We start from the raw sequence: 26027 nt of genomic DNA on the forward strand, positions 1-26027 counted from the left end.
CTAAAATAAATCACTAAGATGACGCAGCGTGCTCGAGGGCGGGCTGGGAAGCGTCTGGTTAAGCTGACGGATAATCCCCACAAGTTTGTGTGCATAGTCAGGATCTGTCGCATAGCCCGCATGTTGTAGCGCGTAAGCGCCTTGTTCGGCACTCCGCGCAGACGTCACCGCTTGATAGCGTGGGTTGTTCGCCAATAGCGCACCATAATCCTGTAGCGCTTCCTGCCACGAACGATAAACGCGAAACGGCTCCGTGGTTTTTTCGGCTCTACCTTGTCGATATTCCGTGGTGAGTGTCGCGGTAGTCGGGCCCTGCCAATGACCACCGGCTTTGATACCGAACAGATTATGACTCGGTTGCCCACACTCGGTCGTAATCTGTCGCTGTCCCCAGCCTGATTCCAACGCCGCCTGGGCGAGGATAAGTTTTTCGGGGATCCCTGTCTGACGGCTGACCTTTTTAACGTGCGGCAGAAGACGCTGAATAAATTGCTGCATCGGATGTGCCAGCTGGGTCGCGCTATCAACCTTACGATCCACCCACTGCACGATACGTTGAAAAAACTGCCGATCGGTATCGATGGGCAATGCCCGCTGTCCAACATCGGAGGCCGGAGGTATAACGGGTTGCATCTGCTTCTCAATCAATGCCGCCAGTCCCAGATGACTGTTCGGTGCCAACTGAGTGATTTGCTGATCGTACAACGATGTAAATAAGCGTTGCTGATCGCTGCCGAGTAGGTCGTCCCCCGGTAAGCTCTGCCGCATGCTTTTTAGCATCATCTGTAAGAAGATCCCTTCCACTTGTTGGGCAACCTGCGCACTATTCTGTGAGGCGTTTTTTTGCGCCGCACCGCGTAAGGCGTTCAGCTCATTCACATCCCATCCGGTAGTCACCGTCATTAGAGGATCTCCAATTCGGCATTGAGGCAGCCTGCACTGTCCATTGCCTGTAAAATAGACATCAGCTCAGTCGGTGTCGCGCCAAGGGTGTTCAATGCCGCGACAACATCGTTTAACGATGCGCTGGTATTGACTTTATGTAACGCTCCCCCTTGCTCGCGTAAGGAGATGTTAGTCTGCGGGGTAGCGACCGTTTCGCCGCCCGCTAGCGGGGTATCTGGCTGATTCACCAGAGTCTGCTTATCGACCGTAACGGACAAGTTACCTTGCGCCACCGCACAGCGCTCAATACTCACCTGTTGGTTCATAATTACCGATCCGGTACGTGCGTTGATCACAATCTTCGCCCGTGCGGTAGGCAGGGTGATCGGTAAATCGAGGAGTTTCGCCAAGAGTCGCACTTGTGAGGCCTGGGTGGGCGACACTTTCACCGCGATGCTCCCGGCATCGAGGGGTGCGGCGGCAGAATAACCGCTCTGTTTATTGATGACGTCAGCCACCCGCTGCGCAAGGGAGAAGTCGTTACGCGACAGCTGCAGAATAAGTTGATTATTGGCGCCGAAATTATTCGTAAGCTCACGTTCCACCGTCGCGCCCCCGGTGATACGTCCGCCATTGAGTTGATTAACTTGCACGCTACTGCCACCGGCCTGCGCGCCCGCGCCGCCGATCAACACATTACCTTGGGCGAGCGCATAGACCTGATTATCGACGCCTTTTAAAGGCGTTAATAATAGCGTGCCACCCCGCAGGCTCTTAGCGTTGCCCATCGAGGAGACCACCACATCAACCGTCTGACCTTGCCGCGCAAAAGCGGGTAATTTTGCCGTCACCATCACCGCGGCGACGTTTTTGAGCTGAATATTGGTTCCCGTAGGGACCGTAATCCCAAGTTGCGACAACATGTTATTCATCGACTGCGTGGTGAACGGCGTCTGCGTGGTCTGGTCGCCCGTGCCGTCTAAGCCTACCACTAACCCATAGCCGATCAGGGCATTGTCTCTGACTCCCTGTACCTGCGCGACATCTCGGATCCGCAACGTTTGTGCCATCGCGGTGAGACTCATACACAGCAATCCAATCATCATTATGATCCGCATCCTAGGACTCTCCGTTACATCGGTGCGATAGTTAAGAAAAAACGCTGTAGCCAGCCCATCTGCTGGGCATCATTGATGTAGCCATTTCCGACATATTCAATTCTGGCATCGGCGACAGAGGTGGAGAGCACCGCGTTATCGGCATTGATGGTGCGCGGATTCACCACGCCGGAGAAACGAATAAACTCGGTGCCCTGATTGATCTCGATCTGCTTCTCGCCCACCACCTTCAGGTTACCGTTGGCCAGCACTTGTGAGACTGATACCGTGATCGTCCCTGTGAAGGTATTATTCGCCGACGCCCCACCTTTCCCTGCAAAGTCATTACTGCCCGAGCCATCAAAGTGAGTTTTATCTCCCCCCAACGCGCCATCTAACGCGCGCGGCACGACATTTAGCCCAAGCTGACCGCTCCCTTTACGCGAGGCATTACTGCTGGAGCTTTTGCTCGCACTCACATTTTCTCGCAAGATAATCGTCAAGGTATCGCCGATGGCGCGGGGACGACGATCCTCAAATAGCGGCTGATAGCCAAAATTCATCGGGGCCACGGCCTGAAATATCGACCCGTTCATCACCGGTTGTGGCAGGGTAGCGGGCTGTGCCGAGGTATCTCCTTTGACTAAGGGGGTATGGGGAATGAGGGCGCAGCCCGTCAGGCTACTGAGGCAGGACCACACCATACCCATATAAAACCCACGAATTTTCACCGTATTCTCCTGTCGTGATACGGGCGTGCGGCCACGCCCAGGGCTAATCAGAGCTGTGTGAGGCGTTGCAGCATTTGGTCCGAGGTACTGATGGCTTTACTATTGATTTCGTAAGCGCGCTGTGTCTGGATCATGGTCACTAACTCTTCTGCCACATTGACGTTCGAGGTCTCGACATAACCTTGGTAGAGCGAGCCAGCCCCGTTCTGGCCAGGCGTACTCTCGGTTGCGGCACCGGAGGCCTGCGTCTCCTGGTAGAGGTTCTCCCCCTTACTCTCCAGCCCGGCATCATTAATAAAGGTATTCAGCGTCAGCTGGCCGACCTGTGCCGGTTGCGTCTGACCTGCCTGTGTCACACTGACAATGCCATCCTTGGAGATGGTGATGCTCAATGCATCGGCAGGGATTGTAATCCCCGGCTGTACCGGATACCCGGCGTTATTGACTAACTGACCATTCTGATCGACTTGAAAGGAACCATCGCGGGTATACGCCGAGCTACCATCCGGTAGCAGGACTTGGAAATAGCCTTGACCATTGATCGCGACATCTTTCGCATTATCGGTTTTCGAAAGATTACCTTGCGAATGCAGCCGTTCAGTCGTCACCGGTCTCACTCCGGTCCCAATCTGTAAACCTGAGGGAAGCGTATTTTGTTCTGAGGCCTGTGTTCCCGGTTGACGCAGCGTCTGATATAACAAGTCTTCGAATACCGCGCGTGAACGCTTAAAGCCGTTGGTCGACACGTTGGCGAGGTTATTGGAGATGACATCCATGTTTGTCTGTTGGGCATCAAGTCCAGTTTTCGCAATCCACAACGATCGGATCATGGTCTTTCCTTATTAACTGGTAATAGATAACAACTGATTAGCCTTTTGCTCGTTCTGATCGGCATGGCTGATCTCTTTCATTTGCATCTCGAAGCGGCGAGCGTGATTGATCATTTCCACCATGGATTGCACAGGATTAACGTTACTCTCCTCCAGCACCCCCGGTATCACTTTGCCTAGGGGATCTACCGGTAAACGCGCCTCGCCAAATTGCGCGATGGCTTGCGCGGTGGGGCGGAATAATCCATCGTCACCGCGCTGAATCGTCGTGGGATCGCCGTCGACGATTTTCAGCCGCCCTATCGTGACCGTTGCATTGGGCTGATCCCCGGCATTCAGTGCAGTCAGCGTGCCGTCCGTCGCGAGGGTTAATTGCGCGTGCTCGGGAATGGCGATCGGCCCGCCTTCCCCAACCACCGCCCGACCGTTAAGGGTCAGGAACCCGTCGGCAGACACCTGCATATTGCCATTACGGGTATAGGCCTCGCTGCCATCCGGGAGCGTAACCGCCAGCCAATTGTTCGGTTGTAGTGCCACATCCAGCGTCCGTTCGGTATAGTTAAAGCGGCCGGCTGATAGATCAGCCCCAGGGGTAGAGGCGGTCACGAAACTGCGGGTAGCGAGGGATTTCCCCTCCACCGGCACGGCTCGAAAGCTGGCGAGTTGCGCTTTAAAACCGGGGGTCGACACGTTAGCGAGATTACTCGCGGTCACAGCTTGTAACGCGAGGGTTTGGCTCGCCCCGCTCATCGCGGTATAGATCATCCTATCCATGAATCGCGCTATCCCTTAGCGTAAGTTGACGAGAGTATTAAGTATCTGGTCTTGGGTCTTAATCGTCTGCGCATTGGATTGGTAATTACGCTGCGCAACGATCATATTCACCAGTTCCTTACTGAGATCGACATTAGAAGCTTCGAGCGCTCCGGCCGTCATGGTGCCGAAATTACCGCTGCCGGGCGTACCAATTGCCGGCTGACCGGAGGACGTACTCTCGCTCCATAAATTATCGCCCTTAGGCTGTAGGCCTTCACTATTGGTAAAACTCCCCAGCACGATCTGTCCCATCGGTTGCGTACGTTGATTCGAATAGCTACCAACGATCGTGCCATCGTCGTTAATCGTAAACCCGGTCAGATCTCCCGGTGCATAGCCGTCTTGCTTAGGATTACCAAATTGCGTCTCACCGGTATTCTGTTGACTACTTCCTGTGAAATCGAGGGTTAAGCCTTGGTTAGCCGCGGCGCCATTCGCCCCTTGCAAAGTGATAGGCTGCATCGCGTCGCTCGTTAATTGCCCGTTCTCATCGAAGCTCATCGTGAAATCGGCAGAAGTGTCGCCCGTCGAACCATCGATCGGGTAGACTTGCCACTGATTATTGGCGGTCTTGACGAAATAGAGATTGAGTTGGTGGTCATTACCTTGGCTGTCATAGACGGTCATGCTGCTTTTCGCGTTATAACTATTGGCATCCTTGGCATCGAAGGGGGTGACCGAGGGTAGCGCATCCGAGGAGTTTAGGTTGACTTGTAAGGAACCTTGAGTCGTTGCACGAGCGGGAAGCTGAGTGGTCGGAATAATGAGCGGCACGGGGTCCGCCCCAGTCTGGACCGTCGCCGGAGAACCACTTACCGGATATCCAGTGACCTGTAATCCTTCGGTATTGACCAAGTAGCCATCGGCGTTGCGTTGTAACTGGCCATTGCGCGAGTAGTAGATCGACCCGTTACTATCTTCTAAACGGAAGAAGCCATTTCCCGAGAGCGCCACATCCAGATTACGCCCGGTAGCATTAATGGAGCCATCTCCGAAATTTTGGATAACGGCGGAGACTTTGGTTCCCAGCCCGGTTTGACTTCCGGCAAACATATCGGCAAACGCGGCGGTTGAACTCTTAAAGCCACTGGTCGCTGAGTTAGCAATGTTATTCCCTATCACATCTAGGTTACTGGCAGCAGCATTCAATCCACTGACGGCTTGCGAAAATGACATAGTATTCTCCTACTGGTTAAAGGATTTGTTTGATTTGATCGAGGCTCGCCGTACCGTAGGTGCCTAAATTAAGAACTGCACCGCTGGCGGTCGGGGTCACCCCGTACACAATGGCATAGGTAAGTGGCGAGGTATGAATCGCGCCTGTATCGTTGGTGGCATCGATGCTGATAGTGTATTTTCCGGCTGGTGCGGGGCTGTCGTCCGCCAGCGTACCATCCCACTGAAAGGTATGGGTTCCAGCGCCCATCGCGCCGAGATCTAACTGTGCAACGACATTGCCGCTACTATCTTTAATCGTGGCGCTCACCGCATTAGCAGTCGCATCGGTCTCAAAACCGAACGGCGTGGTAGCCTCGTCTCCTACCAAAATGGCATCACCGGGCACCATCACGCCGTGCCCGATCAGTAGCGTGTTTTGTACCGATTGGTTGGTATTAATCTGTCCAGAAATCGAGGACAGCGTGCTGTTTAAATTTTCGATCCCGGCCAGGGTATTGATCTGCGCGAGCTGAGTCGTCAATTGGCTATTATCCATCGGGTTGGTCGGGTCTTGATTTTTCAGCTGCGCGATCAACAGCGTCAGAAATTGATTCTGGAGGTCCGTGCTTGAGTTTCCTGAGGCCGAATCACTGGCACTGAGCCTATTGGCACTGCTAATAGCCGATAACATGTGTCGATTCTCCTCTATTGGCCTAGGGTTAAGGTCTTCAGCATTAGGCTTTTCACGGTATTCAGCACTTCCACATTCGCTTGATAGCTGCGTGAGGCAGAGATACTGTTCACCGTCTCCGCCACGACGTTAACGTTAGGCATCTTGACGTAACCCTGATCATCCGCCAGCGGGTTACCCGGCTGATACACCTGTTTTAACGGCGCAGGATCATCGATGATGGCGGCGACCTGCACCCCACCAATGCCCGACCCATTACTCGGCTGCGTTCTAAACACCACCTGTTTTGCTCTATAAGGCTGGCCATCAGGGCCGGTAACGCTGTCTGCATTGGCTAAGTTACTGGCACTCACGTTTAACCGCTGCGACTGCGCGCGCAGGGCGGAGCCAGAGATATCGAAAATTGAAAGCATTGGGCATTCCTTATCCTTGGATAGCACTACTCATCCACTTGAACTGATTGGACAAATAGGTCAAGTCCGTCTGGTAGTGCAGGCTGTTTTCAGAGAAGGCCACGCGTTCCCTATCCATATCCACCGTATTGCCGTCGGCAGAGGGTTGGTCGGGAATACGATAGAGCAGGTTAAGCGCCTGCGATCGGGGACTTGCCGCGGCAATATGCGCCGCGTGAGTTAACTGGAGATCGACGCCCCTCGCCATAGAAGGCATCGCGCCCACCGCTCGCGTAAGCTGTTGGGCGAACGGCAGATCGCGGGCTTGATAACCGGGGGTATCCGCATTAGCGATATTGGCGGCTAATACGCTTTGGCGCTGCGTACGTAATGCAAGCGCTTTGGTCGCGAAATCGAGAGTGTTGTCGAGGCGGTCTATCATAACGTTATCCTTACTGACTGAATATTTCGCAGAATACGTTAATCATTGCAGAGTAAATCGTTTGAATAGCGCTCAAAACGTAGAGCAATTTCCCACTTAACCGTCCTGCGCAAGGTTTACACTTTACCCTTTGCTTGATGAGAGGTGATAGGTGAGACTGCTCTGTATCACGTTAGGCGGGCTGCTCGCGACGACGGCCTGCGCGCAGCCATTATCGACGCAGTTATTACATTTTTTCCAACAGCGCGAGCCGAACTATGCCGCCACACTCAGTCTCGACCTCCCCACCGCGACAAGGTCGCTGCCTTGCTCACAGCCTCAGTTACAACTCCCGAGCAATAGCCGCCGCTGGGGGCCGCTAACACTGACGGCACGCTGCGGCAAGCAGGTCACCGTCTTACGTGTGGTGGTAAAGGTCATTGGCACTTACTACCAAAGCCGACAACGAATTGAGCAAGGCGCGAGTATCACCGCTCAGCAAATCATGCCGAAAATTGGGCGGCTCGATACACTGCCGCGCGCGAGTTGGTTAACGCCACCGCCCCTGCCTTTAATAGCGTTACAGACGATACCCGCAGGGAAAATTTTGACCAAGAACCAGTTCCGCCAACCGTGGGTGATTAAACAAGGTGAGACGGTGCCGATCACGTTCAGCGGAAGGGGGTTTCATATTACCGGGCGTGCCGTAGCGCTGGATAACGCAGGCATCAATCAAACCATCAGGATCCGCCTCGCCACTGGTCAGCGACTCACCGCGAGGCTTAACGACCAGCACGAATTGATCGTGCAATAATCACAGAATGAAACGACTAAAGTTTCGTGTATATCGACCGATAGAGAGAGTGACCCGCTTTTACTCTTGGTTTTTTTATTGCAAGGACAGTCTATGACAATCGAAAAAATACCCGGCATCGCGGGAAGGGCTAACGATGCACTACAGGACCCACGGCAAACGCGCGCGTTCAATGCTGAGCAACCCTGCGCGCAATTATCGCCGCACGCTCAGCCACCGGCGAGTGTCGGTCTTAGCCATTCGTTAGCACAGTTTACGCAATTGAATCATACCGATATCGATACTGAAAAGGTCCAGCAGTTACGCCAGTCGATGGCCGAAGGTCGTTATCAAATCGATGCGGGTAAGATTGCCGACGGGCTGATTGCCGAGCTAAAGGAGTAGGCAGATGGATGAGCGCCAACCGCCCCTCGCGGCGATCCTTGATAGCCTGTACCAAGTGTTAGCCTCGCTACGCCATATTATGGAGGAGGAGCAACGCCAGCTAATGGCCGCCACCACCGATAGCCGACGCTTATTGAGTCTGAGCGAGGATAAACAGTCGCTACTCACTACTTTGGCGTTTATCGAACAGCGCCGAACTACCCTCGACGCGCAGCTTAGGCTAACACCGCCTTACGCCGAGCATCCGGCCTTAAGTGCACGCTGGCAGAGGGTTATTCCGCTCGCCCAGCATCTCTGTGAACAGAACCAGCATACCGCGTTGATGCTCAATCAACAGCTGGCCTGGACGGAGCAGGTGCTCAGCGTGCTGCACCCTCTACAGGCGCAGCGCTTTTATGGTCCAGATGGGCATCCGGTCGTGGGTCGTTAACCGGATTAGACGACACTGCGGCGTGAAAAGTCTTTAATACGAAACCCGAGCAGCGCCAAGGTAATAAAGAAACTTATCCCGCCTGCGGCACAGACCGCGGTCAGACGAAGTAAACGCTCGACCATCAGGCCCTGTCCCCAGGCTGGCATCACGTGTAGTACCGCACATAACACGATGGCCATCACGACGACCGCCACAATGAGCCGCAGCAGAAACACGCCCCATCCCGCTTGCGGAATAAAAAATTGCTTCTTACGCAATTGCCAATAGAGTAACGCCGCGTTGAGGCAAGCCGCTAAGCCGATAGACAGGGAGAGTCCAGCATGCTTCAGCGGGCCGATAAAGGCCAGGTTCATCACCTGCGTGATAATCAGGGTCGCGATGGCGATCTTGACCGGCGTTTTGATATCTTGACGTGAATAGAAGCCAGGTGCCAAGACCTTCACGACGATCAAACCCACTAAACCGATAGAGTACGCCACCAGCGCTCGTTGCGTCATCGCCGCATCAAAGGCGGAGAATTTCCCATACTGGAACAGCGCAGAGGTTAATGGCCCAGCTAAGATCCCCAATGCCACTGCGCTCGGTAAGGCGAGGAGGAGACACAGTCGTAGTCCCCAATCCATCAGCCGTGAATATTCGTCAAAATTCCCGCTAGAGAAACTCCGCGATAACGACGGTAGTAAGATTGTGCCCAATGCCACCCCTAGTACGCCCGACGGAAATTCCATCAAACGGTCGGCGTAGTACATCCACGAGACGGACCCTGATACTAAGAAGGAGGCGAATATCGTATTGATGATCAACGAGATTTGGCTGACTGACACGCCTAGTATCGCCGGCCCCATCTGCCGTAACACCCGCCAAACTCCGGCATCTTTAAGATTGATACGCGGCAGCACCAGCATACCGATTTTTTTTAGGTGTGGGAGCTGATAACCGAGTTGTAAAATCCCGCCAACGACTACCGCCCAGGCTAGTGCCATCACCGGTGGATGGAAATAGCGCGAGCCGACAAGCGCAAAGCCAATCATGCTGATATTGAGCAGCGTCGGGGCGAAGGCAGGAACGGAGAAACGGTTCCAAGTATTAAGGATCGCGCCGAGTAATGAGGCGATAGAGATCAGTAGGATATAGGGAAAGGTGACGCGTAATAACGCAGTGGTAAGCGCAAACTTATCGGCGGTATCGGCAAAGCCTGGCGCGGTCACATAAATCACCCAAGGTGCCGCGATGATCCCGATAACGGTTACCAGCGCTAAGACTAGCGTTAATAATCCGGCGACATAGGAGACGAAGATCCGCGTCGCCTCCTCGCCCTCTTTACTTTTGTATTCAGCGAGAATGGGGACAAACGCCTGAGAAAACGCGCCCTCAGCAAAAATTCGCCGTAGCAGGTTGGGGAGTTTAAAGGCCACAAAGAAGGCATCTGTCGCCATCCCTGCACCGAACACGCGGGCGACGATGGCGTCTCGGGCGAATCCCAATACCCGCGAAAAGAGGGTCATGGAGCTGACCGCCGCCAAGGATTTAAGTAAATTCATAAAAGAGAAACATCCTGAATAATCAACAATTTCATATGGAGCACACGTTAAACGCTGGCTAGTGTACTGCCATTCCCGGAAATAATCAGTTCCGATTGTTACAAACCATGACGCCTTAGTCGGGTGTTGGCGTTACCAATGCCGTTAAGACATGGTCCTCCCAGCGCCCGTTGATTTTTAGGTAATCGCGAGCGTAGCCTTCTTTCTCAAAGCCTAATCGGGCCAATAGCGCCCCGCTCCGCTGATTTCGCGGCATATAGTTCGCCATAATTCGATGCAATTGCTGCTGTTTTTGTAGCACAGGGATAAGGGTGGTTAAGGCTTCATGCATCAGCCCGTTACCCTGCTGAGCGCCTGCCAGCGAGTACCCTAAATAGCAGGCCTGAAAGCAACCGCGGATCACCTGGGTAAAGTTCGCGACTCCCCATACTTGCTGTGCGGCGGGGTCCATCAGTAAAAAATAAAAGGCGTCACCCTGCTTCTGTTGCGTTGTCATCACATGGAGACGCGCATCCCAACCATGGTGATGAAAATAACTCTCGTCCCGTAAGGGTTCCCACGGCATCAGAAAATCCCGATTTTCTTGATAATAATCGGTCAATAGCCAACCGTCTCTTTCCGCGACGGTCCTAATCTGCATTCTAGGCGAGGTCAGCGACAGCCGCGGACCCGATGAGCGATAGCCAAACATGATGTCTCCACACGACGCAATAAGTGGATGATTATTGGCTAATTAGTGTGATGAGTAAAGACTCTCGCGAGAGTTTCAAATTTGGCAGAAACCCTAGCCTAGCGTACAATTATCGCTTATCGAAGCGTTATCCCCCTTTGGAATAGGATCGACTATGCATCTTTATGTTTATGACCACTGCCCGTTCTGTGTGAAAGCGCGGATGATTTTTGGCTTACATCAGCAACCCGTCGAACTCTCTTTCTTACTCAACGACGACGAAGCGACGCCGCAGCGCCTGATCGGTAAAAAGATGTTGCCTATCTTGGTAAAAGATGACCAAAGCGCGATGGGCGAGAGCCTCGACATTATCGACTATATTGAGTCGCGCTCTACCCTCCCACGCCTCAGTACGACAACCTCACCCGCCTTGGCAGAGTGGCTAACCGAGGTAGGAAGCTATGTTAATCAGCTATTATTACCCATCATGCCGACCACCGATTTCGCCGAATTTGCAACAGATGCCGCGCGCGACTATTATGCCGCTAAAAAACAGGCCTTTATGGGTGATTTCGGTCCACTGCGTGCGCAGCGTACGGAATTGGTCCTCAAGGTCAATCAGGACTTAGAGCGGCTCGCCGAGATAATTAGCTCACCGCATGCCGTCAACGGCACGCTGTCTTATGATGATATTCATCTGTTTCCGCTACTGCGCAACCTCACGTTAGTGAAAGAGATTGTTTGGCCTGATTCCGTCGCCGCGCTACGCGATTCGCTGTCTCGCCAAACCGCAGTGCCCCTGCTCTTTTCGCTAGCACGCTAGGAGGACTCTATGCGTAAGTACTTTTCGATCCTCGCCCTATGTTGCGGCATACTATTGACGGGCTGCGATCATCTTGCCTCCTACACGCTAAGCGAGCAGGAGATTAATCAAAGCCTGAGTAAACATGCTAATTACGAGAAAGATATTGGGATTGATGGCTTAGCCAATGCCCATATCATCCTCGATACCCTGCATGCTGAAGTGGGTCGCGCCGTGGCAAACCAGGTCGTATTATCTGGCCATGCAAACCTACGCTTCACCTCCCTATTCGGTAAGCAGAAGGCGGATCTGCAGCTGAAGATGAGCGCAGTACCGGTCTTTAATCGTGAAGAAGGCGCGGTCTACCTGCATAATCTAACGATCATCGACGCACAGGCGCAGCCTGAGAAGGTGCAGGGTGTTATTGACAGCCTAAAACCCTTATTAGCCACCTCACTGCGTGATTACTTCACTCAGCAACCCGCTTGGGTATTAAGTAGCGATCGCTCGAAAGCGGAGTCGCTTGCGAAGAAATATGCCACCGGCATCGAAGTAAAGCCCGGCGAACTAGTGATTCCCTTAGCCCCGTAGTACTGATTAACGCCTGCCGTTACGGCAGGTATTTCCTATAGCCCGTGTTAAGCCTTTCGACGCGACAGTCCGTTATCGGGACGGGGCTTGTCAGCGCAATATCTCGGCAGATAACACATTTTGTGTAAATAATGGATACTCAATGTCCCCAGGTACTATGCTCAAATTAGCCGTACACGGAAAGGGAACTCAGGATGAGGAAACAGAAACAAATCGATATTAGCGCTGGGTGCTGTGTAGCGGCTCGTCAAAATGGACTGCACGATTCAGGCAACGTTCTTCGCTCTAGTCTCCACGATAACACCTTTTTTATAATCGGTGCGGGAAATGGCAGGCTAGGAGTATGAAAAAACATCTCACCTTTACAGCACTACTATTATTAATAGTGGGCATTATCCTGTTTTTTTCTCGCCGTACCTAAGAAATTAGAAAATATCTCCACACCCAAGGCTATACGCCGCAGCCGCTTGTCCCCTATCATGACACGATAACCCACACTCAATAAGGGTATCGTATCGCGTTAGCCCAACCGTGGCTCGGACTAACGCAACGCGCTTACCATTGCAGAGGGTGTCCTTGATAATCCAAATAATGGTGTCCCTGTTTTCCCGTGGCGGCGGCGAGGACCGTGAGTAAACCTTGGCTGCTCTGTGCAACCGTGACCGGCGCTTGGCTGCCGCCCATATCAGTCTGTACCCAGCCTGGATGGAGAGATAGCAGGGTTACGCCCTGTTGCTCAGCCGCCGGTAATAAACTGCGCACCAGCATATTGAGGGCCGCCTTGCTCGCCGAGTAAAGCGGCATCTGCGCGTCGGGATTTTCGGCTAAGCTTGCCATCTGCGAGCTGGTAAAGCCTAGTACACCCGTTTGCGGTTCGAGTAACGGGAGTAGACGCTCAGCCAAGCGGACAGGTGCGAAGGTATTGGTCAGAAAAAGCGTGTTCAGTTGCTGGTCCGTCGCCAGATAGAGCCGTTGCGCTTCTGGACCATAGATCCCCGCATTGATGAGGATCGCCGAGAAGCGCTGCTGCGCAACCGCCGTTATAAACCGCTGCTGGCTCGTCGTATCAGTAATATCTAAGGCACACCAAGTAACGCCTGATACCGCGGGGGCTTCGCCGCGATAAGTGGCGGTCACTTGCCAGCCCTCCGCAAGGCTCTGTTCGACTAGCCCTAGGCCAATCCCCCGCGACGCGCCAATAATCAAGACAGTCTTTTCACTCATCATCGTTAATCCTTATTGTGGTGGCTGTGATAACTATAGTAAAAACTGTACCGCCTCGCGTTATCGTTCGTGCGTCAGGATGATCGAGGGACTTCGGGGAATAGGTCTAAGATTTACCGATACCCACGCAGCGATAGCCCGCCTATTCCTGTGCCCTGCTCGCCTGATAAATCGCTTCCATCTCATCCAATGCCGCTTGATGTTCGACGCCCCACTGATACATCTTTTCGATCGGTTCGGCGAACGTTAGCCCAAGGGCCGTGAGGCGGTAATCGACTTTTGGCGGAATGACATCGTAGACATGACGGGCAATTAACCCACGTTGCTCTAATTCTTTTAGCGTTTGGAACAGCATTTTTTTCGAGATGCCCTGCAAGCTGCGCTGTAACGCGCCGGTGCGGGCACGGCCCTCCGGCCAATGATAGAGCGCGTGCAATACCATTGAACTCCATTTAGTACTAAACAGATCCATAATTCTTCGCGCAGGAGAATCTGCATAGAAAAAGAGTTGCCCCTCTACCCAATCGGGCATAATTACTCACCTCCTAGTAGTTACCAAATGGTGACTACTACCAAAATTGTTCGTTCTTCACTATAGTCGCGGCCCACTCTATGACCAAGCGCAAACGAGAGAAGTATGAAAATTAATGCCCTAGTTGCCCATACTGCGACTTCCCCATTATCGACCGATCAAATCGCCCTGCGTCCTCTGCAACAGCAAGACGTGACTATCGAGGTATTGTACTGCGGCGTATGCCATTCTGACTTACATATGGCACGTAATGAGTGGGCCGTGAGCCGCTACCCCTTAGTGCCTGGCCACGAAATCGTGGGCAGGGTTATCGATGTCGGTAATCAGGTCTCGCGCTTCGCACCTGGCGATATCGTCGGCGTCGGGGTAATGGTTGATGCGTGCCGCGAGTGTCATTTTTGTCAAAATCAAGCAGAACAATATTGCGAGGAGGGTTTCACCCCGACCTATAATGGCATCGACAAATACACCGGTGAGAGCACATGGGGCGGCTATGCGCAGCAAGTTATCGTCGATCAAGACTTCGTAGTCTCCGTACCGGACAACCTCCCCCTTGCCGGCGTCGCTCCACTATTATGTGCCGGGGTCACCGTATGGTCACCGCTCCGCCACTTCGGCGTCAAAGCAGGAGATAAAGTTGGTGTGGTTGGCCTAGGTGGACTCGGACATATGGCAGTAAAATTAGCGAGCGCGCTCGGCGCAGAGGTGACCTTGTTTACTACCTCGCCTCAGAAAGGTGTAGATGCGAAACGGCTAGGGGCAAAACAGGTCGTTGTCTCTCACGACGCCGAGCAGATGGCTGCCTGTCAGACCTCCCTCGACCTGATTATCGACTGCGTAGCCGCCTCGCACGATCTCGACCCTTACTTAGCGACACTAAAAACTAATGGCCGGCTTGTCTTAGTCGGGATCCCCGAGAGCCCACACACTTCTCCCGCGATCACGCCGATGGTCTTTAGACGATTAAGTATCAGCGGTTCATCGATCGGTAGCATCAAAGAAACCCAAGAGATGCTCGATTTCTGTGGTCAACATGGCATTACCTCCGATATCGAACTGCTGAGCGGCGAGAATATCGAAACAGCCTTTACTCGCATGCTAAACGGCGATGTAAAATATCGTTTCGTGATCGATATACATGCGACACGGTGGTCGCGCTAAAGTCTTCCCCCTCACTGCTTGCAGCCCAGCGTGGCTGCATCTTGCCCCTTACACCTGTCGCCAAGGGGCGGAATATGGCACGATGGCCTCATTTCGTTGCACCTTCTATAAAAAAAGAGTGCAATCTCACGTTGCGACCTTTATGCTTGGTTCCCGGCCTGAACGCCCTAATCGTTGACCTATTAGCCGGAGCCTATACTGATGAAATCCCCTGTAACTACGCTGACCCTTCGTCGTCCCGATGACTGGCATATTCATCTGCGCGATGATGAGATGCTAAACACTGTCCTACCCTATACCAGTGCGCATTTTGGGCGAGCAATCGTCATGCCAAATCTAGTTCCGCCGGTCACTACCGTTCATGCCGCCGAACAATACCGTCAGCGTATTCTCGCCGCGCTTCCTGCAACGCATCACTTTACGCCATTGATGACCTGCTATCTGACCGATAGCCTCTCTGCCGACGAGGTCGAGCTAGGTTTTAGCCGTAAAGTCTTCACCGCCGCAAAACTCTATCCGGCCCACGCCACCACCAACTCTAGCCACGGCGTTACCAGCATTGACCACATTGCTGAAGTGCTGGAGCGCATGGAGGCCATCGGCATGCCGCTGCTCATCCATGGTGAGGTGACTGATTCTCACGTCGATATTTTTGACCGTGAAGCGAAATTTATCGATCAAGTGTTGATACCGCTGCGTCAACGCTTCCCGGCACTGCGCGTTGTCATGGAGCACATCACGACCCGTGATGCCGCGCAATACGTACAAGAGGGAAACGAGCTACTAGCCGCGACGGTAACCCCCCAACATTTGATGTTCAACCGTAACCATATGTTGAGTGGCGGGATCCGCCCACATCTGTACTGCTTGCCGATCCTCAAGCGTAACATTCACCAGCAAGCCCTCCGTGATGTGGTCGCGACCGGACACGCGCGGTTTTTCCTCGGTACCGATACCGCTCCACATGTACAATCGCGTAAAGAGTCGAGCTGTGGCTGTGCCGGGGTTTTCAACGCGCCGACTGCATTAGCCGCCTACGCCACAGTATTCGATGAGCTCGGGGCACTGGAGCACCTAGAAGCATTCTGCTCGATAAATGGTCCGACATTCTATCAATTACCGGTCAATGAGCAGACCATTACGCTACAACGCCAAGCGTGGACAGTACCCGAACATATCGCCCTCGGCGACGAGCAGTTAATTCCCTTCTTGGCAGGAGAGACCGTGCAATGGCAGGTTGTGAGTGAATAACCCGCATTAAACCAGATCCATGCTATACTCTGTCCTTCCTATGGAGTAAATAGGATACATGTAACCTCAGTCTTCACCACTACTAGACGATTATGGAGGTTCAGATGGATAAAGAAAGTAATGTGATCCAAACACATCCGTTAGTCGGTTGGGATATCAGTACCGTCGAAGATTATAATGCGATGATGATCCGCCTGCATTCAGTCTCCTCGGCCCAACAAACAGAACAAGATGCCGATATTGGTCCCGCTTATTGGATCACTACGGATGTAGCACGGCAGTTTATTTCTCTTCTCGAAGCAGGCATTGCGCGTATTGAAGAGTCAGAGACAGAACCAGTCAGGGCAAAGCATTAACTCTCCAAGGCACCCATAGGGTGCCTTTTTTTGTCTGACCCCGCTCGACTCTGCTATGCTGCAAAAAAAAAGCGGAGCAATGCAATGATTTACGATGTCATTATTGTCGGAAGCGGTTCAGTCGGGGCAGCAGCAGGCTGCTACGCCACCATCAATAACCTAAACGTATTGATGATCGATGCTCACCATCCCCCTCATCAACAAGGTTCGCACCATGGTACCACTCGCCTGATGCGCTATGCCTATGCCGAAGGCGATCGCTACATGCCTCTGCTGCAACGCAGTAAAGTGCTGTGGGACGCGCTGGAAAAAACCTCGTCGACCACGCTGTTCCAACGCAGTGGTGTCCTGTCGATTGCCCCGCTTAACGCGCCACTGATCCCACAGTTACTGGCGAGTGCGCAGACTTGGTCTGTGCAAGTAGAAGCCCTGAGCGCGCAACAGATCCGGCAGCGCTGGGAGACCTTCGTTGTGCCCGATGACTTTCACGGCGTACTCGATAAAGAGGCGGGCTACCTCTATAGTGAAAAAGCGGTCGAGCAATGGATCAGACTGGCGCAAGAACAAGGCTGTGCACAGTTATTTAATTGCCCAGTCACCGCCATCGAACACCACGATGAGCTGTATCGGGTCACTACGGCGGATGGCGACTATACCGCACGTAAAATTATCATCACCGCAGGCAGCTGGGCGAAAAAACTCGTCCCCGACCTGCCGATCACGCCAGTACGCAAAGTCATGGCATGGTTTCAGTCCGATGGGCGCTTTAGTCATCACACCCATTTCCCGGCCTTTACTGCCCAGCTCGACGACGGTAGCCAGTATTATGGCTTCCCTGCCGAGGACGACCAGCTTAAAGTCGCGCGCCACGATGGCGGGCAACCGTTGCAGAGCGCCGCTGAGTGCCTGCCCTTTGGCCAAGTCCCCACAGATGGTAGCGAATGTTTCGCCTTCCTAAAGCAATTTTTACCCGGGCAAAGCGCTTGCCTCTTCGGCCAAGCCTGCAGCTACGACAACTCTCCCGACGGCCATTTTATCATCGATTATCTGGATGAGAATAAGACCGGATTGGTGATCAGCGGCTTAAGTGGTCACGGCTTTAAATGTGCGCCCGCGCTCGGGGAAATTGCGAGCCACTTCGCGCTAGGCCAAGAGATCGACACCGTCATCTCGCCATTTCGTCTGCAACGCTTCGCAACGGCGTAATTGATACGCGGCATTGTCATAAAAGCGTCACGCATAATGAGTATCGTGACGCTAACTTTTTCCTACTAAGGGACAATGCATGAAGTCGAAGAACCCCAACACCTCAGCCGCACCTGAAAACCCACAGCGTCGCCGCTTACTTGCCGGTGCATCGGTACTGGGTGTTAGTTCTACCCTATTACCACTCGGTGGTGCACAAGCCGTCGTACATCAAAATAGTGCCGCACGGCCTCTTGCCGATTATCCCACGACCAAACAGACAGAATTACTGCGAGAAAAAGTAAAAAACGTTGTGGTGATTTATGCAGAGAATCGTAGTTTCAATAACCTGTTCGCCAATTTTCCCGGTAGCCAACAGCCGTTAAACCAGCTGAGCGAGCAGGCGACAACCCAAGTTGATCGGGATGGCACCCCGCTTTCGCATCTACCACCGATTTGGAAAGGCCTTGTCCCAGACCCGCAGGTGGTCAACCATAAGCGCTATGAAATTGGTCAAGACGCAGCGTATCTCAATACATTGCCCAATAAGCCTTTTGCCTTGCAGGGTGATGACCAAGAGGCCCTACCGCAAGGGGTCATTACTCGTGATCTGTGGCACGTGTTTTATCAGAACCAGATGCAAATTAATGGTGGAAAGAACGATCGCTTCGTCGCCTGGGCCGATTCCGGGGCGTTAACTATGGGCTGTTATGCCGATAGCGCGTATAACATGCGCCTATGGCAATTAGCACGCGACTACACGCTCTGTGATAACTTCTTCCAAGGTGCTTTCGGCGGATCGTTCCTTAACCATCAATATCTAGCCTGTGCCCAAGCGCCCTACTATCCTGATGTTAACACCTCGCCTGCGAAAGGCTTAATCGCAGAACTGATGAGCGACGACCCAACCGATAGCCGCCTAAAACCCTTAGCGGACTCGCCCGCCAGCGCATTGACCGGTATTCCAAAATTCGGGCCAAGCCAGATCACCCCCGATGGGTATGCGGTTAACACCATGCAACCGCCCTTCTGGCCTTCCGCTAGTCGCGATGCTCAACGCCCGGATTACGCCGATGCCAGTAAGGCCAATGTATTGCCTGCGCAAAAACACGCGCATATTGGCGATAAACTGGCAGAGAAAGGAATTGATTGGGCATGGTACGCCGGCGGCTGGCAGTTTGCGACCGATGATCAAAAAGACAGTACGGAATTTCCGCCGCGTCCTGATTTCCAATTGCACCACCAGCCTTTTAACTATTTCGAAAACCTCGGCCCCGCCCATCCGCAGGCGAGAACGCAGCATTTGCGCGATGGTGGCTTAGGCGACTCCCCCGCCACCAACCATTTTCTTGCTGATGTCATTTCCGGGAAACTCCCTCCAGTGACCTTCTATAAGCCGCAGGGTAACCTCAATATGCATGCGGGTTACTCGGACGTTGAAGCCGGTGACCGTCATATTGCACATATTATCGACCAATTACAGCGCAGCCCGCAGTGGCCAAATACGGTAGTGGTGATAACCTTTGATGAAAATGGCGGCTGGTGGGATCCTGTCGCTCCACCGAAAGGAGATCGATGGGGGCCCGGTTCACGCATCCCAGCGTTAGTGATTTCACCTTTTGCACGCCGCGGTCATGTCGATCACACCCAATACGATACCGGCTCAATTCTACGTTTCATTAGCCGTGTCTACGACCTACCTGTACTTAATGGGCTAACCGAACGCGATAACGCGTTAGTAAAACATGGGCACGCTAAAATGGGTGACCTCAGCGCCACCCTAGAGTTTTAACGGCGAACAACCTAACCGCCCCTGCGCAAGCTGGGGCGGAATATTAAGTGTTATCTTTATTAATTGGCGACGGTAAGGTCATTCGTAATAGACCGCGTGACTTATTAAAGATTTTATTACTCGTCTCTCGTCCTGCTCGGCGCTGACGCTGTTCGTCAGGCGTCAAGGTTGACTCCTCTAAACATTCAGGGCTACAACAGCCACGATACTTCACCGCACAGTCGTCACATTGGATAAACAATAAATGGCAGCCGTCGTTTAGGCAGTTCACGTGAGTATCGCACGATGCGCCACACTGATGGCAGTGCGCTAATACATCGTCTGAGATACGCTCGCCCATGCGCTCATCGAACACAAAGTTTTTACCTTTAAACCGTACAGGTAACCCCTGCTCGCGCGCCTTTCGCGTATATTCGATAATCCCGCCTTCGATATGGTAGATATTCTCGAATCCCTGGTGCTTCATCCAGGCGCTGGCTTTCTCGCAACGGATCCCCCCGGTGCAGTACATCACGATCTTTTTCTCTTTCTGCTCCGCGAGCATCTCTACTGCCATCGGCAACTGATCGCGAAAGGTATCGGCCGGGATCTCCAATGCATTATCGAAACGACCCACCTCATACTCATAGTGATTACGCATATCGACAAATACGGCATCGGGATCGTCGAGCATAGCATTGACTTCGTTGGCCTTAAGGTAGGCGCCGACATCGCTCGCATCGAAACTCGTATCCTCAATACCATCTGCCACGATCCGCTCGCGCACCTTCATGCGCAATACCCAGAAAGATTTACCGTCGTCATCGAGGGCAATATTCATCCGCAAGCCATTCAGTGCCGGGTCGAAAGCGAAGATCTTCTGCTTCATCGCCTCAAAATTACTGGCGGGCACGCTAATTTGCGCATTGATCCCCTCTGCCGCGATATAGACACGACCAAACACCTTCAGGGCAAGAAAGGTTTGATAAAGGCGGTCACGGAACTCCTGCGGATCGTCGATAGTAAAGTATTTATAGAAAGAGACGGTAGTGCGCGGTTCGACCTCTTCCATTAAACGCTGTTTGAGTTCTTTGTTCGATACAAGGTTATGTAACACTGGCATGGTGTTCGTCCTTTAGGGCGGTTAAAAAAGGCGTCTATCATACCCGATAGCCCTACGCATCCCAAGCCCCGGTTGGGCGTTCGTTCGGGATAAACCAAAAATTCATTAAATTAATCGCTAACGGCTTCACAGTAAGAAATATGATCTATGCTTCTTTTATTCCCAAAGAGATGAGGTCAATACCATGGATTTATTCACTACCTTAGACGAAGCGATTAACGTCGCGCGCGAGAGCTATCTGGCTGACAACCCAGAGGTCGATGAGAACGACGCCGCCATTAGCCAATTTTCATTACAAAAATATGTTATGCAAGATGGCGACATCATGTGGCAAGCAGAGTTTTCCGATCAGAATACCGAGCCAAGCGAATGCCTGCCTCTCTACTTTGACGAGGCTGCACAAGCAATCTGGGATAACGAGTACGATGAAGAAGAGATTCTCGCCGAATGGTTACCCGAGAATACCTTACATGAGTGGGACGAAGGCGAATTTCAACTTGCGCCACCGACCGATACTGAAGAAGGGCGCGCCGCCGCGAATGAGTGGGATGACGACAACAGCGACTCTGAACGCTGGTAGTTACGGGTAGTCACCATGTTTGGCATCGATCGGTAACATAAAGGTGTCAACGATAAGCGAAAGTGGTAAATCCAAAATCGTGATAAAGCGCCAATAACCTTGGCGCAGATCCCACTGCACACCCGGGTAGTACTGATGTCCCTGTCCTTGCCCCGCCACACTGCGACTAATAATACTGCCACAACCACTCAACATAACGACTGAGAGTATGACGACTAGTTTTTGTTGCCATGGGAACATGACTTATCGACCTCACCGATAAAAAAGGCGGCCTAAGCCGCCTTATCATTAGTTAACCTGTAGTGCGTGAGGATTAACGGTCAGCTTGGCGTAACTCTCATGCCACTGACGGTATTTATCCTGTTGCTGCCATAGGCGGCTGTGTAGTCGTGCCAACACGACAGGATCGCTAATCGCAAGCAAACGCTGGTTCGCGCTACTCTTCTCCGGTGACTCACTCAGTAACTGATCGATTTGACGTTCACGAGCATGCTCCAGCAGATCGCTCTGCAGATGGCGGCTCGTCGCCATGGCCGTCGCTAGCGCGTTAAAAGAAGGATGGAACAGCGCATGCATAAAGCCATCATCCAATACACGCTCGCGATTGAGCAGCACATAATTATCGGTATCAATCAGCTCTTGCGGCGTATCGTACTCTTCTGGAATTAAGAATAGCTTCGCGCGGCGTGAGGCTAAACCGATCGTAGCGCGGCTCGAAATCACTGATACGATCGGCGACAGGATCAATGAGCCGACGATCGGTGCTAACCACCACAGGAAGTTCAGGTCGAGATAGCCCATGCCCGCAGCCCACACAATACCGAGTAGCATCTGTGAACCGTGGCGACGGAAAGCCTCGCTCCACGGGGTTGAGTCATCATCACGCTGCGGGGAATCCCAGACTGCTTTTAGTCCCAGGAATGCGCTAACCACGAAAACGGTGTGGAACAGCATCCGTACCGGTGCGAGTAATACCGAGAACAACATCTCTAAAATCAGAGAGAGGAAGACGCGGACAAAGCCACCGTAAGGTTTAGCGCCCTTACACCAGATCAGTAATACACTGAGCATCTTCGGTAAGAACAGCAGGACGAGCGTCGTCGAGAAAAGTGCAATCGCCAGTTCAGGACGCCAGTGTGGCCAGACCGGGTACAGCTGTCGAGGCTGTAAGAAGTAAGTCGGCTCGACCAATGAGTGCACCACCTGTAACGCCGTAGAGAGGGCGAGGAACATAAACCACAAGGGTGCAGAGAGGTAAGACATCACCCCGGTCAAGAACACCGCACGGTGCACAGGGTGCATACCCTTAACCATAAATAGACGGAAGTTCATCAGGTTACCGTGGCACCAGCGACGGTCACGCTTCAACTCATCCAACAGGTTAGGCGGTAGCTCTTCATAGGAGCCTGGCAGGTCATAGGCAATCCAGACGCCCCAGCCGGCACGACGCATCAAGGCCGCTTCCACAAAGTCATGGGACATAATGGACCCGGCGAAAGACCCCTCGCCCGGAAGCGGAGCCAAGGCACAGTGCTCGATAAATGGCTTCACGCGAATGATGGCGTTATGGCCCCAGTAGTGGGATTCACCAAGTTGCCAGAAATGGAGGCCCGCGGTAAAGAGGGGTCCATAGACGCGCGTTGCGAACTGCTGACAGCGAGCGTAAAGCGTATCCATCCCAGAGGCTTTAGGAGAAGACTGGATGATCCCGGCATTCGGGTTCGCTTCCATCATACGCACGAGGCCTGATAGACACTCTCCGCTCATCACGCTGTCGGCATCCAACACGACCATATAAGCGTAGTTCTGCCCCCAACGGCGGCAGAAGTCATCGATGTTACCGCTTTTACGCTTCACACGGCGGCGACGGCGGCGATAGAAGATTTGCCCTTCTCCCCCGACATCACGCACTAATTCCATCCACGCTTTCTGTTCGGCGATGGCGATATCGGCATCAAAGCTATCGCTAAGAATATAGACGTCGAAATGCGCGCCATTACCGCTACGCTTAACTGATTCCCAAGTTGCACGTAGACCGGCGAACACACGCTGCACGTCCTCGTTACAGATAGGCATGATCAGCGCAGTTCTATTCTCAGGGTTAAGCGGTTCATCCCCTGCCGTACCATAAGAGATGCTGTACTTATCCTTGCCCATCAACAGCTGCAGAAAGCCCATTAATGCGGTCCAGAACCCGGCGGATACCCAGCAAAATAAAATCGCAAACAAGAACAGGATGCCGGTTTGTAAAACGTAAGGCAGGATCTGTAGTACCGCCTGCTTCCAATCCGGTGTGAAGAGTTGCGTCGGGTCGATCAGCGCCCAGCCTTGATAAGGCAGGATCGTTTTCATATACCAGGTTGCGACAACGGTCTGCGCTAGGGTCAAGAACAGCAGAATGTAGCGACGCATCGTCCCCACCACCCGCCACTTCTCTTCCGAGTTACGCGTAGGCGCATCTTGTAAACGCTCGCGTTGCTTACGCGACTTACCGCGTAGGGAACGCCATGCCCGCGTGAGCGGGTTAGTTTCCCAAATATCAGGCGACATCAGCGCACGTCTTACCGGCGGCATGGCCTTAAGGGTGGTGCGCTGCAAATCATCCTGGTCAAATTGCGCGTCGCCCGCATCTTTGGTCGCCCAAGCCATTTTAACGCGCGAGGAAACCGAGGCAAGCGCCGCATCTTCTTCATGGTCGCTCGCTGTCGTGTCATGACCCAGTTCACGATGGAACTGGGCAAAACTTTCCTGCGCGGCGGCTGAGCGTAGCGAAGACTGCTCTGCCGCATCAAGCGGCAGAGTGTCGACGTACTGTTCCGAGTTAAACGTTGATTTATTCATTGGCAGGTAACTGATAGCTCCAGGTTTCGGTCAATGGTTTTTCATCGCGGGTTAACGCCGCACGCATCTCCGTCACTTGTTTTGGATCTTTAACACGTAGACGCAGCGTGAGACGCCATCCCTTCGTGACTGGGTTATAACGGACATTCTGCTCAACAATTTCGCCATTGTTCCCGATGCTCACTTGCGGAGCGACTTTCGCATCGCTTGTCAGCTTACTCAAGTTCTTACCGACGAAATCGACCAGGAACGCGATGCTGCCGTCTGGCTGACGCACCAAGTTCGACTGTTTAACGTCACCGGTTGAACGTAGCGTATCTTGGACCCAACCTAAATTGTTATCGTGCAGCGCCGCTTCATCGCGAGTGAAGTGTAAGCGATAATCGAACTTCATCTCTTTGCCAGCTGCCGGCAGCTTTTCTGGGCTCCAGAACGCCACGATATTATCGTTGGTCTCATCATTAGTCGGGATTTCGACCAGTTCGATATGGCCTTTACCCCAATCGCCGACCGGTTCTACCCAGCCGCTTGGACGTTGGTCATAACGGTCATCGAGATCCTGGTAATGGCTGAAATCGCGATTGCGTTGTAATAGTCCGAAGCCTTTCAGGTTCTCAACTTGATAGGTGCTCACCCCTAAACGACGCGGGTTATTAATAGGACGCCAGATCCATTCACCATTACCGTTGTGAATAGAGAGACCATCCGAATCATGCAGTTCGTTGCGGTAGTTCACCACAGGTGATGGCTGGTTGGCGCCAAACAGGTACATACTTGTAAGTGGGGCAATACCGAGTTTAGTGACGTTGTCACGTAAGTAGACCCGAGACTGCACATCTACCGTGCTGTCTTTTCCTGGATGGATAATAAAGCGGTAAGCACCCGTTGCACGTGGCGAGTCGAGTAACGCATAAATCGTCAACTGCTTAGCATTGGCGGTTGGACGCTCAATCCAGAACTCTTTAAACCGTGGGAACTCTTCCCCTGCTGGCACAGCGGTATCGATCGCCAGACCACGCGCGGAGAGACCATAGGTTTGGCCAGCACCGACCACACGGAAGTAGCTCGCCCCTAAGAAGCTGCTAATCTCATCTTCTTTTTTGCGGCTGTTAAGGGGGTAAAGCACCTTAAACCCAGCAAAACCCAGGTTTTTCAAGGTATCGGCATCATGGGGGACTTTTCCAAAATCGAAGTAGGCAGGATCGTACTTAATTTCATGGACGGCCGAGGCGGTCACTTCGTTAATTTTCACCGCTTGATCGAAATACATGCCTTCATGATAAAACTCGAGCTTGAACGGGGTGTGGAGTTTTGCCCAGTACGCTTTATCACGTTTAAATTGAATTTGTTGGTAGTCGGCGTATTTTAATTCGCGAAGTTGTGAGGGCAGATTATTATTTGGGGCTTGGTAGCCTTTTTTAGCCAATGACTGTGCTTGTTTAGCAACATCATCGATACTAAATGCCCAACTGTTGCTCGTGTAGAGTGCGACCAGTACTGCTGCACCAACCCATTTGAGTTGTCGTCCTTTATGTGTAGTCTCTTTCTTGATGAGCACATCGCCCCCTTAAAATGTGTACTTAAAATCACTCAGCGTATATTAATGGATTCCATGGCATTCTGACAGTCATCTTAGAGTGATAGTGTCTTTTTATTAGTAATAGCAGATTTTTCGGATTATTTAACGAAACCCGCAGGCCGCCTAGGTTGTCTGATATACTTCCCATGATCTTAGCCGAAATCGTGC

28 protein-coding genes are annotated in these 26027 nt (G+C 52.7%); 11 read left to right on the plus strand and 17 right to left on the minus strand.

From position 1 onward, the window contains the following. The 9 genes from flgJ to flgB form a co-directional block, all read right to left on the minus strand. Positions 1-903, minus strand: coding sequence for a flagellar assembly peptidoglycan hydrolase FlgJ (gene flgJ / locus HGT70_RS07550; protein WP_214195463.1), 903 nt, complete (start codon positions 901-903; stop codon positions 1-3). Continuing rightward, positions 903-1991, minus strand: a complete 1089-nt coding sequence (locus HGT70_RS07555; protein WP_232526973.1) for a flagellar basal body P-ring protein FlgI — start codon at positions 1989-1991, stop codon at positions 903-905. Before HGT70_RS07555 ends, flgJ begins: the two co-directional genes overlap by 1 nt. Positions 1992-2017: 26 nt before the next feature. After that, positions 2018-2692 (minus strand): flagellar basal body L-ring protein FlgH, encoded by a 675-nt coding sequence (locus HGT70_RS07560; RefSeq protein WP_214195510.1) that lies wholly within the window; start codon positions 2690-2692, stop codon positions 2018-2020. Between the two features lie 68 nt (positions 2693-2760). Beyond that, positions 2761-3543, minus strand: coding sequence for a flagellar basal-body rod protein FlgG (gene flgG / locus HGT70_RS07565; protein ID WP_071429560.1), 783 nt, complete (start codon positions 3541-3543; stop codon positions 2761-2763). Positions 3544-3555: 12 nt separating this feature from the next. After that, positions 3556-4317, minus strand: a complete 762-nt coding sequence (locus HGT70_RS07570; protein WP_071429558.1) for a flagellar basal body rod protein FlgF — start codon at positions 4315-4317, stop codon at positions 3556-3558. 15 nt (positions 4318-4332) lie between these two features. Further along, positions 4333-5535, minus strand: coding sequence for a flagellar hook protein FlgE (gene flgE / locus HGT70_RS07575; protein WP_071429556.1), 1203 nt, complete (start codon positions 5533-5535; stop codon positions 4333-4335). A gap of 16 nt (positions 5536-5551) precedes the next feature. After that, positions 5552-6208: a flagellar hook assembly protein FlgD gene (gene flgD, locus HGT70_RS07580; protein ID WP_071429554.1), complete on the minus strand. Its 657-nt coding sequence runs from the start codon at positions 6206-6208 to the stop codon at positions 5552-5554. A 14-nt stretch (positions 6209-6222) separates the two neighbouring features. Beyond that, the gene (gene flgC, locus HGT70_RS07585; protein WP_071429551.1) at positions 6223-6621 is read right to left on the minus strand and encodes a flagellar basal body rod protein FlgC; all 399 of its coding nucleotides are present in this window, start codon (positions 6619-6621) and stop codon (positions 6223-6225) included. Between the two features lie 10 nt (positions 6622-6631). Continuing rightward, positions 6632-7042, minus strand: a complete 411-nt coding sequence (gene flgB, locus HGT70_RS07590) for a flagellar basal body rod protein FlgB (protein WP_214195464.1) — start codon at positions 7040-7042, stop codon at positions 6632-6634. Between the two features lie 151 nt (positions 7043-7193). Between flgB and flgA the strand changes: the two genes are divergently transcribed. The 3 genes from flgA (at position 7194) to HGT70_RS07605 (ending at position 8649) form a co-directional block, all read left to right on the plus strand. Next, complete coding sequence (gene flgA, locus HGT70_RS07595) at positions 7194-7835, plus strand: flagellar basal body P-ring formation chaperone FlgA (protein ID WP_071429547.1); 642 nt, start codon at positions 7194-7196, stop codon at positions 7833-7835. Positions 7836-7928: 93 nt separating this feature from the next. Further along, a complete protein-coding gene (gene flgM, locus HGT70_RS07600) occupies positions 7929-8219 on the plus strand; it encodes a flagellar biosynthesis anti-sigma factor FlgM (RefSeq protein WP_071429545.1) in 291 nt (96 codons plus the stop codon). 4 nt (positions 8220-8223) lie between these two features. Continuing rightward, positions 8224-8649, plus strand: a complete 426-nt coding sequence (locus tag HGT70_RS07605) for a flagella synthesis protein FlgN (protein ID WP_071429543.1) — start codon at positions 8224-8226, stop codon at positions 8647-8649. A 5-nt stretch (positions 8650-8654) separates the two neighbouring features. Here the strand turns inward: HGT70_RS07605 and murJ are convergent, their stop codons facing one another. Together murJ and rimJ are read right to left on the minus strand one after the other, a co-directional pair. Further along, positions 8655-10193, minus strand: a complete 1539-nt coding sequence (murJ, locus tag HGT70_RS07610) for a murein biosynthesis integral membrane protein MurJ (RefSeq protein ID WP_214195465.1) — start codon at positions 10191-10193, stop codon at positions 8655-8657. 115 nt (positions 10194-10308) lie between these two features. After that, positions 10309-10884 (minus strand): ribosomal protein S5-alanine N-acetyltransferase, encoded by a 576-nt coding sequence (rimJ, locus tag HGT70_RS07615; RefSeq protein WP_071429539.1) that lies wholly within the window; start codon positions 10882-10884, stop codon positions 10309-10311. Between the two features lie 154 nt (positions 10885-11038). On the opposite strand from rimJ, the gene grxB reads away from it, so the two are divergent. Both grxB and HGT70_RS07625 read left to right on the plus strand, forming a co-directional pair. After that, a complete protein-coding gene (grxB, locus tag HGT70_RS07620; protein WP_071429537.1) occupies positions 11039-11686 on the plus strand; it encodes a glutaredoxin 2 in 648 nt (215 codons plus the stop codon). A gap of 9 nt (positions 11687-11695) precedes the next feature. Further along, positions 11696-12256: a lipoprotein gene (locus HGT70_RS07625; protein WP_214195466.1), complete on the plus strand. Its 561-nt coding sequence runs from the start codon at positions 11696-11698 to the stop codon at positions 12254-12256. 555 nt (positions 12257-12811) lie between these two features. On the opposite strand, the gene HGT70_RS07630 is transcribed toward HGT70_RS07625, so the two are convergent. Together HGT70_RS07630 and HGT70_RS07635 are read right to left on the minus strand one after the other, a co-directional pair. Beyond that, positions 12812-13483 (minus strand): SDR family oxidoreductase, encoded by a 672-nt coding sequence (locus HGT70_RS07630; RefSeq protein WP_214195467.1) that lies wholly within the window; start codon positions 13481-13483, stop codon positions 12812-12814. A gap of 139 nt (positions 13484-13622) precedes the next feature. Beyond that, positions 13623-14012 carry a winged helix-turn-helix transcriptional regulator gene (locus tag HGT70_RS07635; protein WP_214195468.1) on the minus strand — a complete coding sequence of 130 codons (390 nt, stop codon included), beginning with the start codon at positions 14010-14012 and terminating at the stop codon, positions 13623-13625. A 105-nt stretch (positions 14013-14117) separates the two neighbouring features. On the opposite strand from HGT70_RS07635, the gene HGT70_RS07640 reads away from it, so the two are divergent. The 5 genes from HGT70_RS07640 to acpA all read left to right on the plus strand — a co-directional run bounded on the left by HGT70_RS07640 (position 14118) and on the right by acpA (position 19757). Next, the gene (locus HGT70_RS07640; RefSeq protein WP_214195469.1) at positions 14118-15173 is read left to right on the plus strand and encodes an NAD(P)-dependent alcohol dehydrogenase; all 1056 of its coding nucleotides are present in this window, start codon (positions 14118-14120) and stop codon (positions 15171-15173) included. A gap of 201 nt (positions 15174-15374) precedes the next feature. Next, positions 15375-16424: a dihydroorotase gene (gene pyrC, locus HGT70_RS07645; protein ID WP_071429528.1), complete on the plus strand. Its 1050-nt coding sequence runs from the start codon at positions 15375-15377 to the stop codon at positions 16422-16424. Positions 16425-16528: 104 nt separating this feature from the next. After that, positions 16529-16780, plus strand: coding sequence for a biofilm formation regulator BssS (gene bssS, locus HGT70_RS07650; protein WP_071429526.1), 252 nt, complete (start codon positions 16529-16531; stop codon positions 16778-16780). 84 nt (positions 16781-16864) lie between these two features. Next, complete coding sequence (gene solA / locus HGT70_RS07655; RefSeq protein WP_214195470.1) at positions 16865-17986, plus strand: N-methyl-L-tryptophan oxidase; 1122 nt, start codon at positions 16865-16867, stop codon at positions 17984-17986. Between the two features lie 79 nt (positions 17987-18065). Continuing rightward, positions 18066-19757, plus strand: coding sequence for an acid phosphatase (gene acpA, locus HGT70_RS07660; protein ID WP_214195471.1), 1692 nt, complete (start codon positions 18066-18068; stop codon positions 19755-19757). Between the two features lie 43 nt (positions 19758-19800). On the opposite strand, the gene trhO is transcribed toward acpA, so the two are convergent. Next, positions 19801-20859 (minus strand): oxygen-dependent tRNA uridine(34) hydroxylase TrhO, encoded by a 1059-nt coding sequence (trhO, locus tag HGT70_RS07665; RefSeq protein WP_214195472.1) that lies wholly within the window; start codon positions 20857-20859, stop codon positions 19801-19803. 184 nt (positions 20860-21043) lie between these two features. Between trhO and HGT70_RS07670 the strand changes: the two genes are divergently transcribed. Continuing rightward, positions 21044-21439 (plus strand): MysB family protein, encoded by a 396-nt coding sequence (locus HGT70_RS07670; protein WP_071429518.1) that lies wholly within the window; start codon positions 21044-21046, stop codon positions 21437-21439. On the opposite strand, the gene HGT70_RS07675 is transcribed toward HGT70_RS07670, so the two are convergent. The 3 genes from HGT70_RS07675 to HGT70_RS07685 are packed head-to-tail and all read right to left on the minus strand — an operon-like array spanning position 21440 to position 25838. After that, positions 21440-21679, minus strand: a complete 240-nt coding sequence (locus HGT70_RS07675) for a YceK/YidQ family lipoprotein (protein WP_071429516.1) — start codon at positions 21677-21679, stop codon at positions 21440-21442. Positions 21680-21727: 48 nt separating this feature from the next. Continuing rightward, a complete protein-coding gene (gene mdoH, locus HGT70_RS07680) occupies positions 21728-24280 on the minus strand; it encodes a glucans biosynthesis glucosyltransferase MdoH (protein WP_214195473.1) in 2553 nt (850 codons plus the stop codon). Continuing rightward, the gene (locus tag HGT70_RS07685; protein WP_071429512.1) at positions 24273-25838 is read right to left on the minus strand and encodes a glucan biosynthesis protein G; all 1566 of its coding nucleotides are present in this window, start codon (positions 25836-25838) and stop codon (positions 24273-24275) included. Before HGT70_RS07685 ends, mdoH begins: the two co-directional genes overlap by 8 nt. Positions 25839-26027: the final 189 nt, after the last annotated feature.

Source organism: Rosenbergiella collisarenosi, assembly GCF_018494085.1.
GTDB classification, from domain to species: Bacteria; Pseudomonadota; Gammaproteobacteria; order Enterobacterales; family Enterobacteriaceae; genus Rosenbergiella; species Rosenbergiella collisarenosi.

Bases quoted from the DNA above. Each gene is read 5' to 3' on its own strand.
- flgJ (WP_214195463.1), bottom strand. From the start codon at position 903: ATGACGGTGACTACCGGATGGGATGTGAATGAGCTGAACGCCTTACGC.
- HGT70_RS07555 (WP_232526973.1), bottom strand. From the start codon at position 1,991: ATGATGATTGGATTGCTGTGTATGAGTCTCACCGCGATGGCACAAACG.
- HGT70_RS07560 (WP_214195510.1), bottom strand. From the start codon at position 2,692: ATGGGTATGGTGTGGTCCTGCCTCAGTAGCCTGACGGGCTGCGCCCTC.
- flgG (WP_071429560.1), bottom strand. From the start codon at position 3,543: ATGATCCGATCGTTGTGGATTGCGAAAACTGGACTTGATGCCCAACAG.
- HGT70_RS07570 (WP_071429558.1), bottom strand. From the start codon at position 4,317: ATGGATAGGATGATCTATACCGCGATGAGCGGGGCGAGCCAAACCCTC.
- flgE (WP_071429556.1), bottom strand. From the start codon at position 5,535: ATGTCATTTTCGCAAGCCGTCAGTGGATTGAATGCTGCTGCCAGTAAC.
- flgD (WP_071429554.1), bottom strand. From the start codon at position 6,208: ATGTTATCGGCTATTAGCAGTGCCAATAGGCTCAGTGCCAGTGATTCG.
- flgC (WP_071429551.1), bottom strand. From the start codon at position 6,621: ATGCTTTCAATTTTCGATATCTCTGGCTCCGCCCTGCGCGCGCAGTCG.
- flgB (WP_214195464.1), bottom strand. From the start codon at position 7,042: ATGATAGACCGCCTCGACAACACTCTCGATTTCGCGACCAAAGCGCTT.
- flgM (WP_071429545.1), top strand. From the start codon at position 7,929: ATGACAATCGAAAAAATACCCGGCATCGCGGGAAGGGCTAACGATGCA.
- HGT70_RS07605 (WP_071429543.1), top strand. From the start codon at position 8,224: ATGGATGAGCGCCAACCGCCCCTCGCGGCGATCCTTGATAGCCTGTAC.
- murJ (WP_214195465.1), bottom strand. From the start codon at position 10,193: ATGAATTTACTTAAATCCTTGGCGGCGGTCAGCTCCATGACCCTCTTT.
- rimJ (WP_071429539.1), bottom strand. From the start codon at position 10,884: ATGTTTGGCTATCGCTCATCGGGTCCGCGGCTGTCGCTGACCTCGCCT.
- grxB (WP_071429537.1), top strand. From the start codon at position 11,039: ATGCATCTTTATGTTTATGACCACTGCCCGTTCTGTGTGAAAGCGCGG.
- HGT70_RS07625 (WP_214195466.1), top strand. From the start codon at position 11,696: ATGCGTAAGTACTTTTCGATCCTCGCCCTATGTTGCGGCATACTATTG.
- HGT70_RS07630 (WP_214195467.1), bottom strand. From the start codon at position 13,483: ATGATGAGTGAAAAGACTGTCTTGATTATTGGCGCGTCGCGGGGGATT.
- HGT70_RS07635 (WP_214195468.1), bottom strand. From the start codon at position 14,012: ATGCCCGATTGGGTAGAGGGGCAACTCTTTTTCTATGCAGATTCTCCT.
- HGT70_RS07640 (WP_214195469.1), top strand. From the start codon at position 14,118: ATGAAAATTAATGCCCTAGTTGCCCATACTGCGACTTCCCCATTATCG.
- pyrC (WP_071429528.1), top strand. From the start codon at position 15,375: ATGAAATCCCCTGTAACTACGCTGACCCTTCGTCGTCCCGATGACTGG.
- bssS (WP_071429526.1), top strand. From the start codon at position 16,529: ATGGATAAAGAAAGTAATGTGATCCAAACACATCCGTTAGTCGGTTGG.
- solA (WP_214195470.1), top strand. From the start codon at position 16,865: ATGATTTACGATGTCATTATTGTCGGAAGCGGTTCAGTCGGGGCAGCA.
- acpA (WP_214195471.1), top strand. From the start codon at position 18,066: ATGAAGTCGAAGAACCCCAACACCTCAGCCGCACCTGAAAACCCACAG.
- trhO (WP_214195472.1), bottom strand. From the start codon at position 20,859: ATGCCAGTGTTACATAACCTTGTATCGAACAAAGAACTCAAACAGCGT.
- HGT70_RS07670 (WP_071429518.1), top strand. From the start codon at position 21,044: ATGGATTTATTCACTACCTTAGACGAAGCGATTAACGTCGCGCGCGAG.
- HGT70_RS07675 (WP_071429516.1), bottom strand. From the start codon at position 21,679: ATGTTCCCATGGCAACAAAAACTAGTCGTCATACTCTCAGTCGTTATG.
- mdoH (WP_214195473.1), bottom strand. From the start codon at position 24,280: ATGAATAAATCAACGTTTAACTCGGAACAGTACGTCGACACTCTGCCG.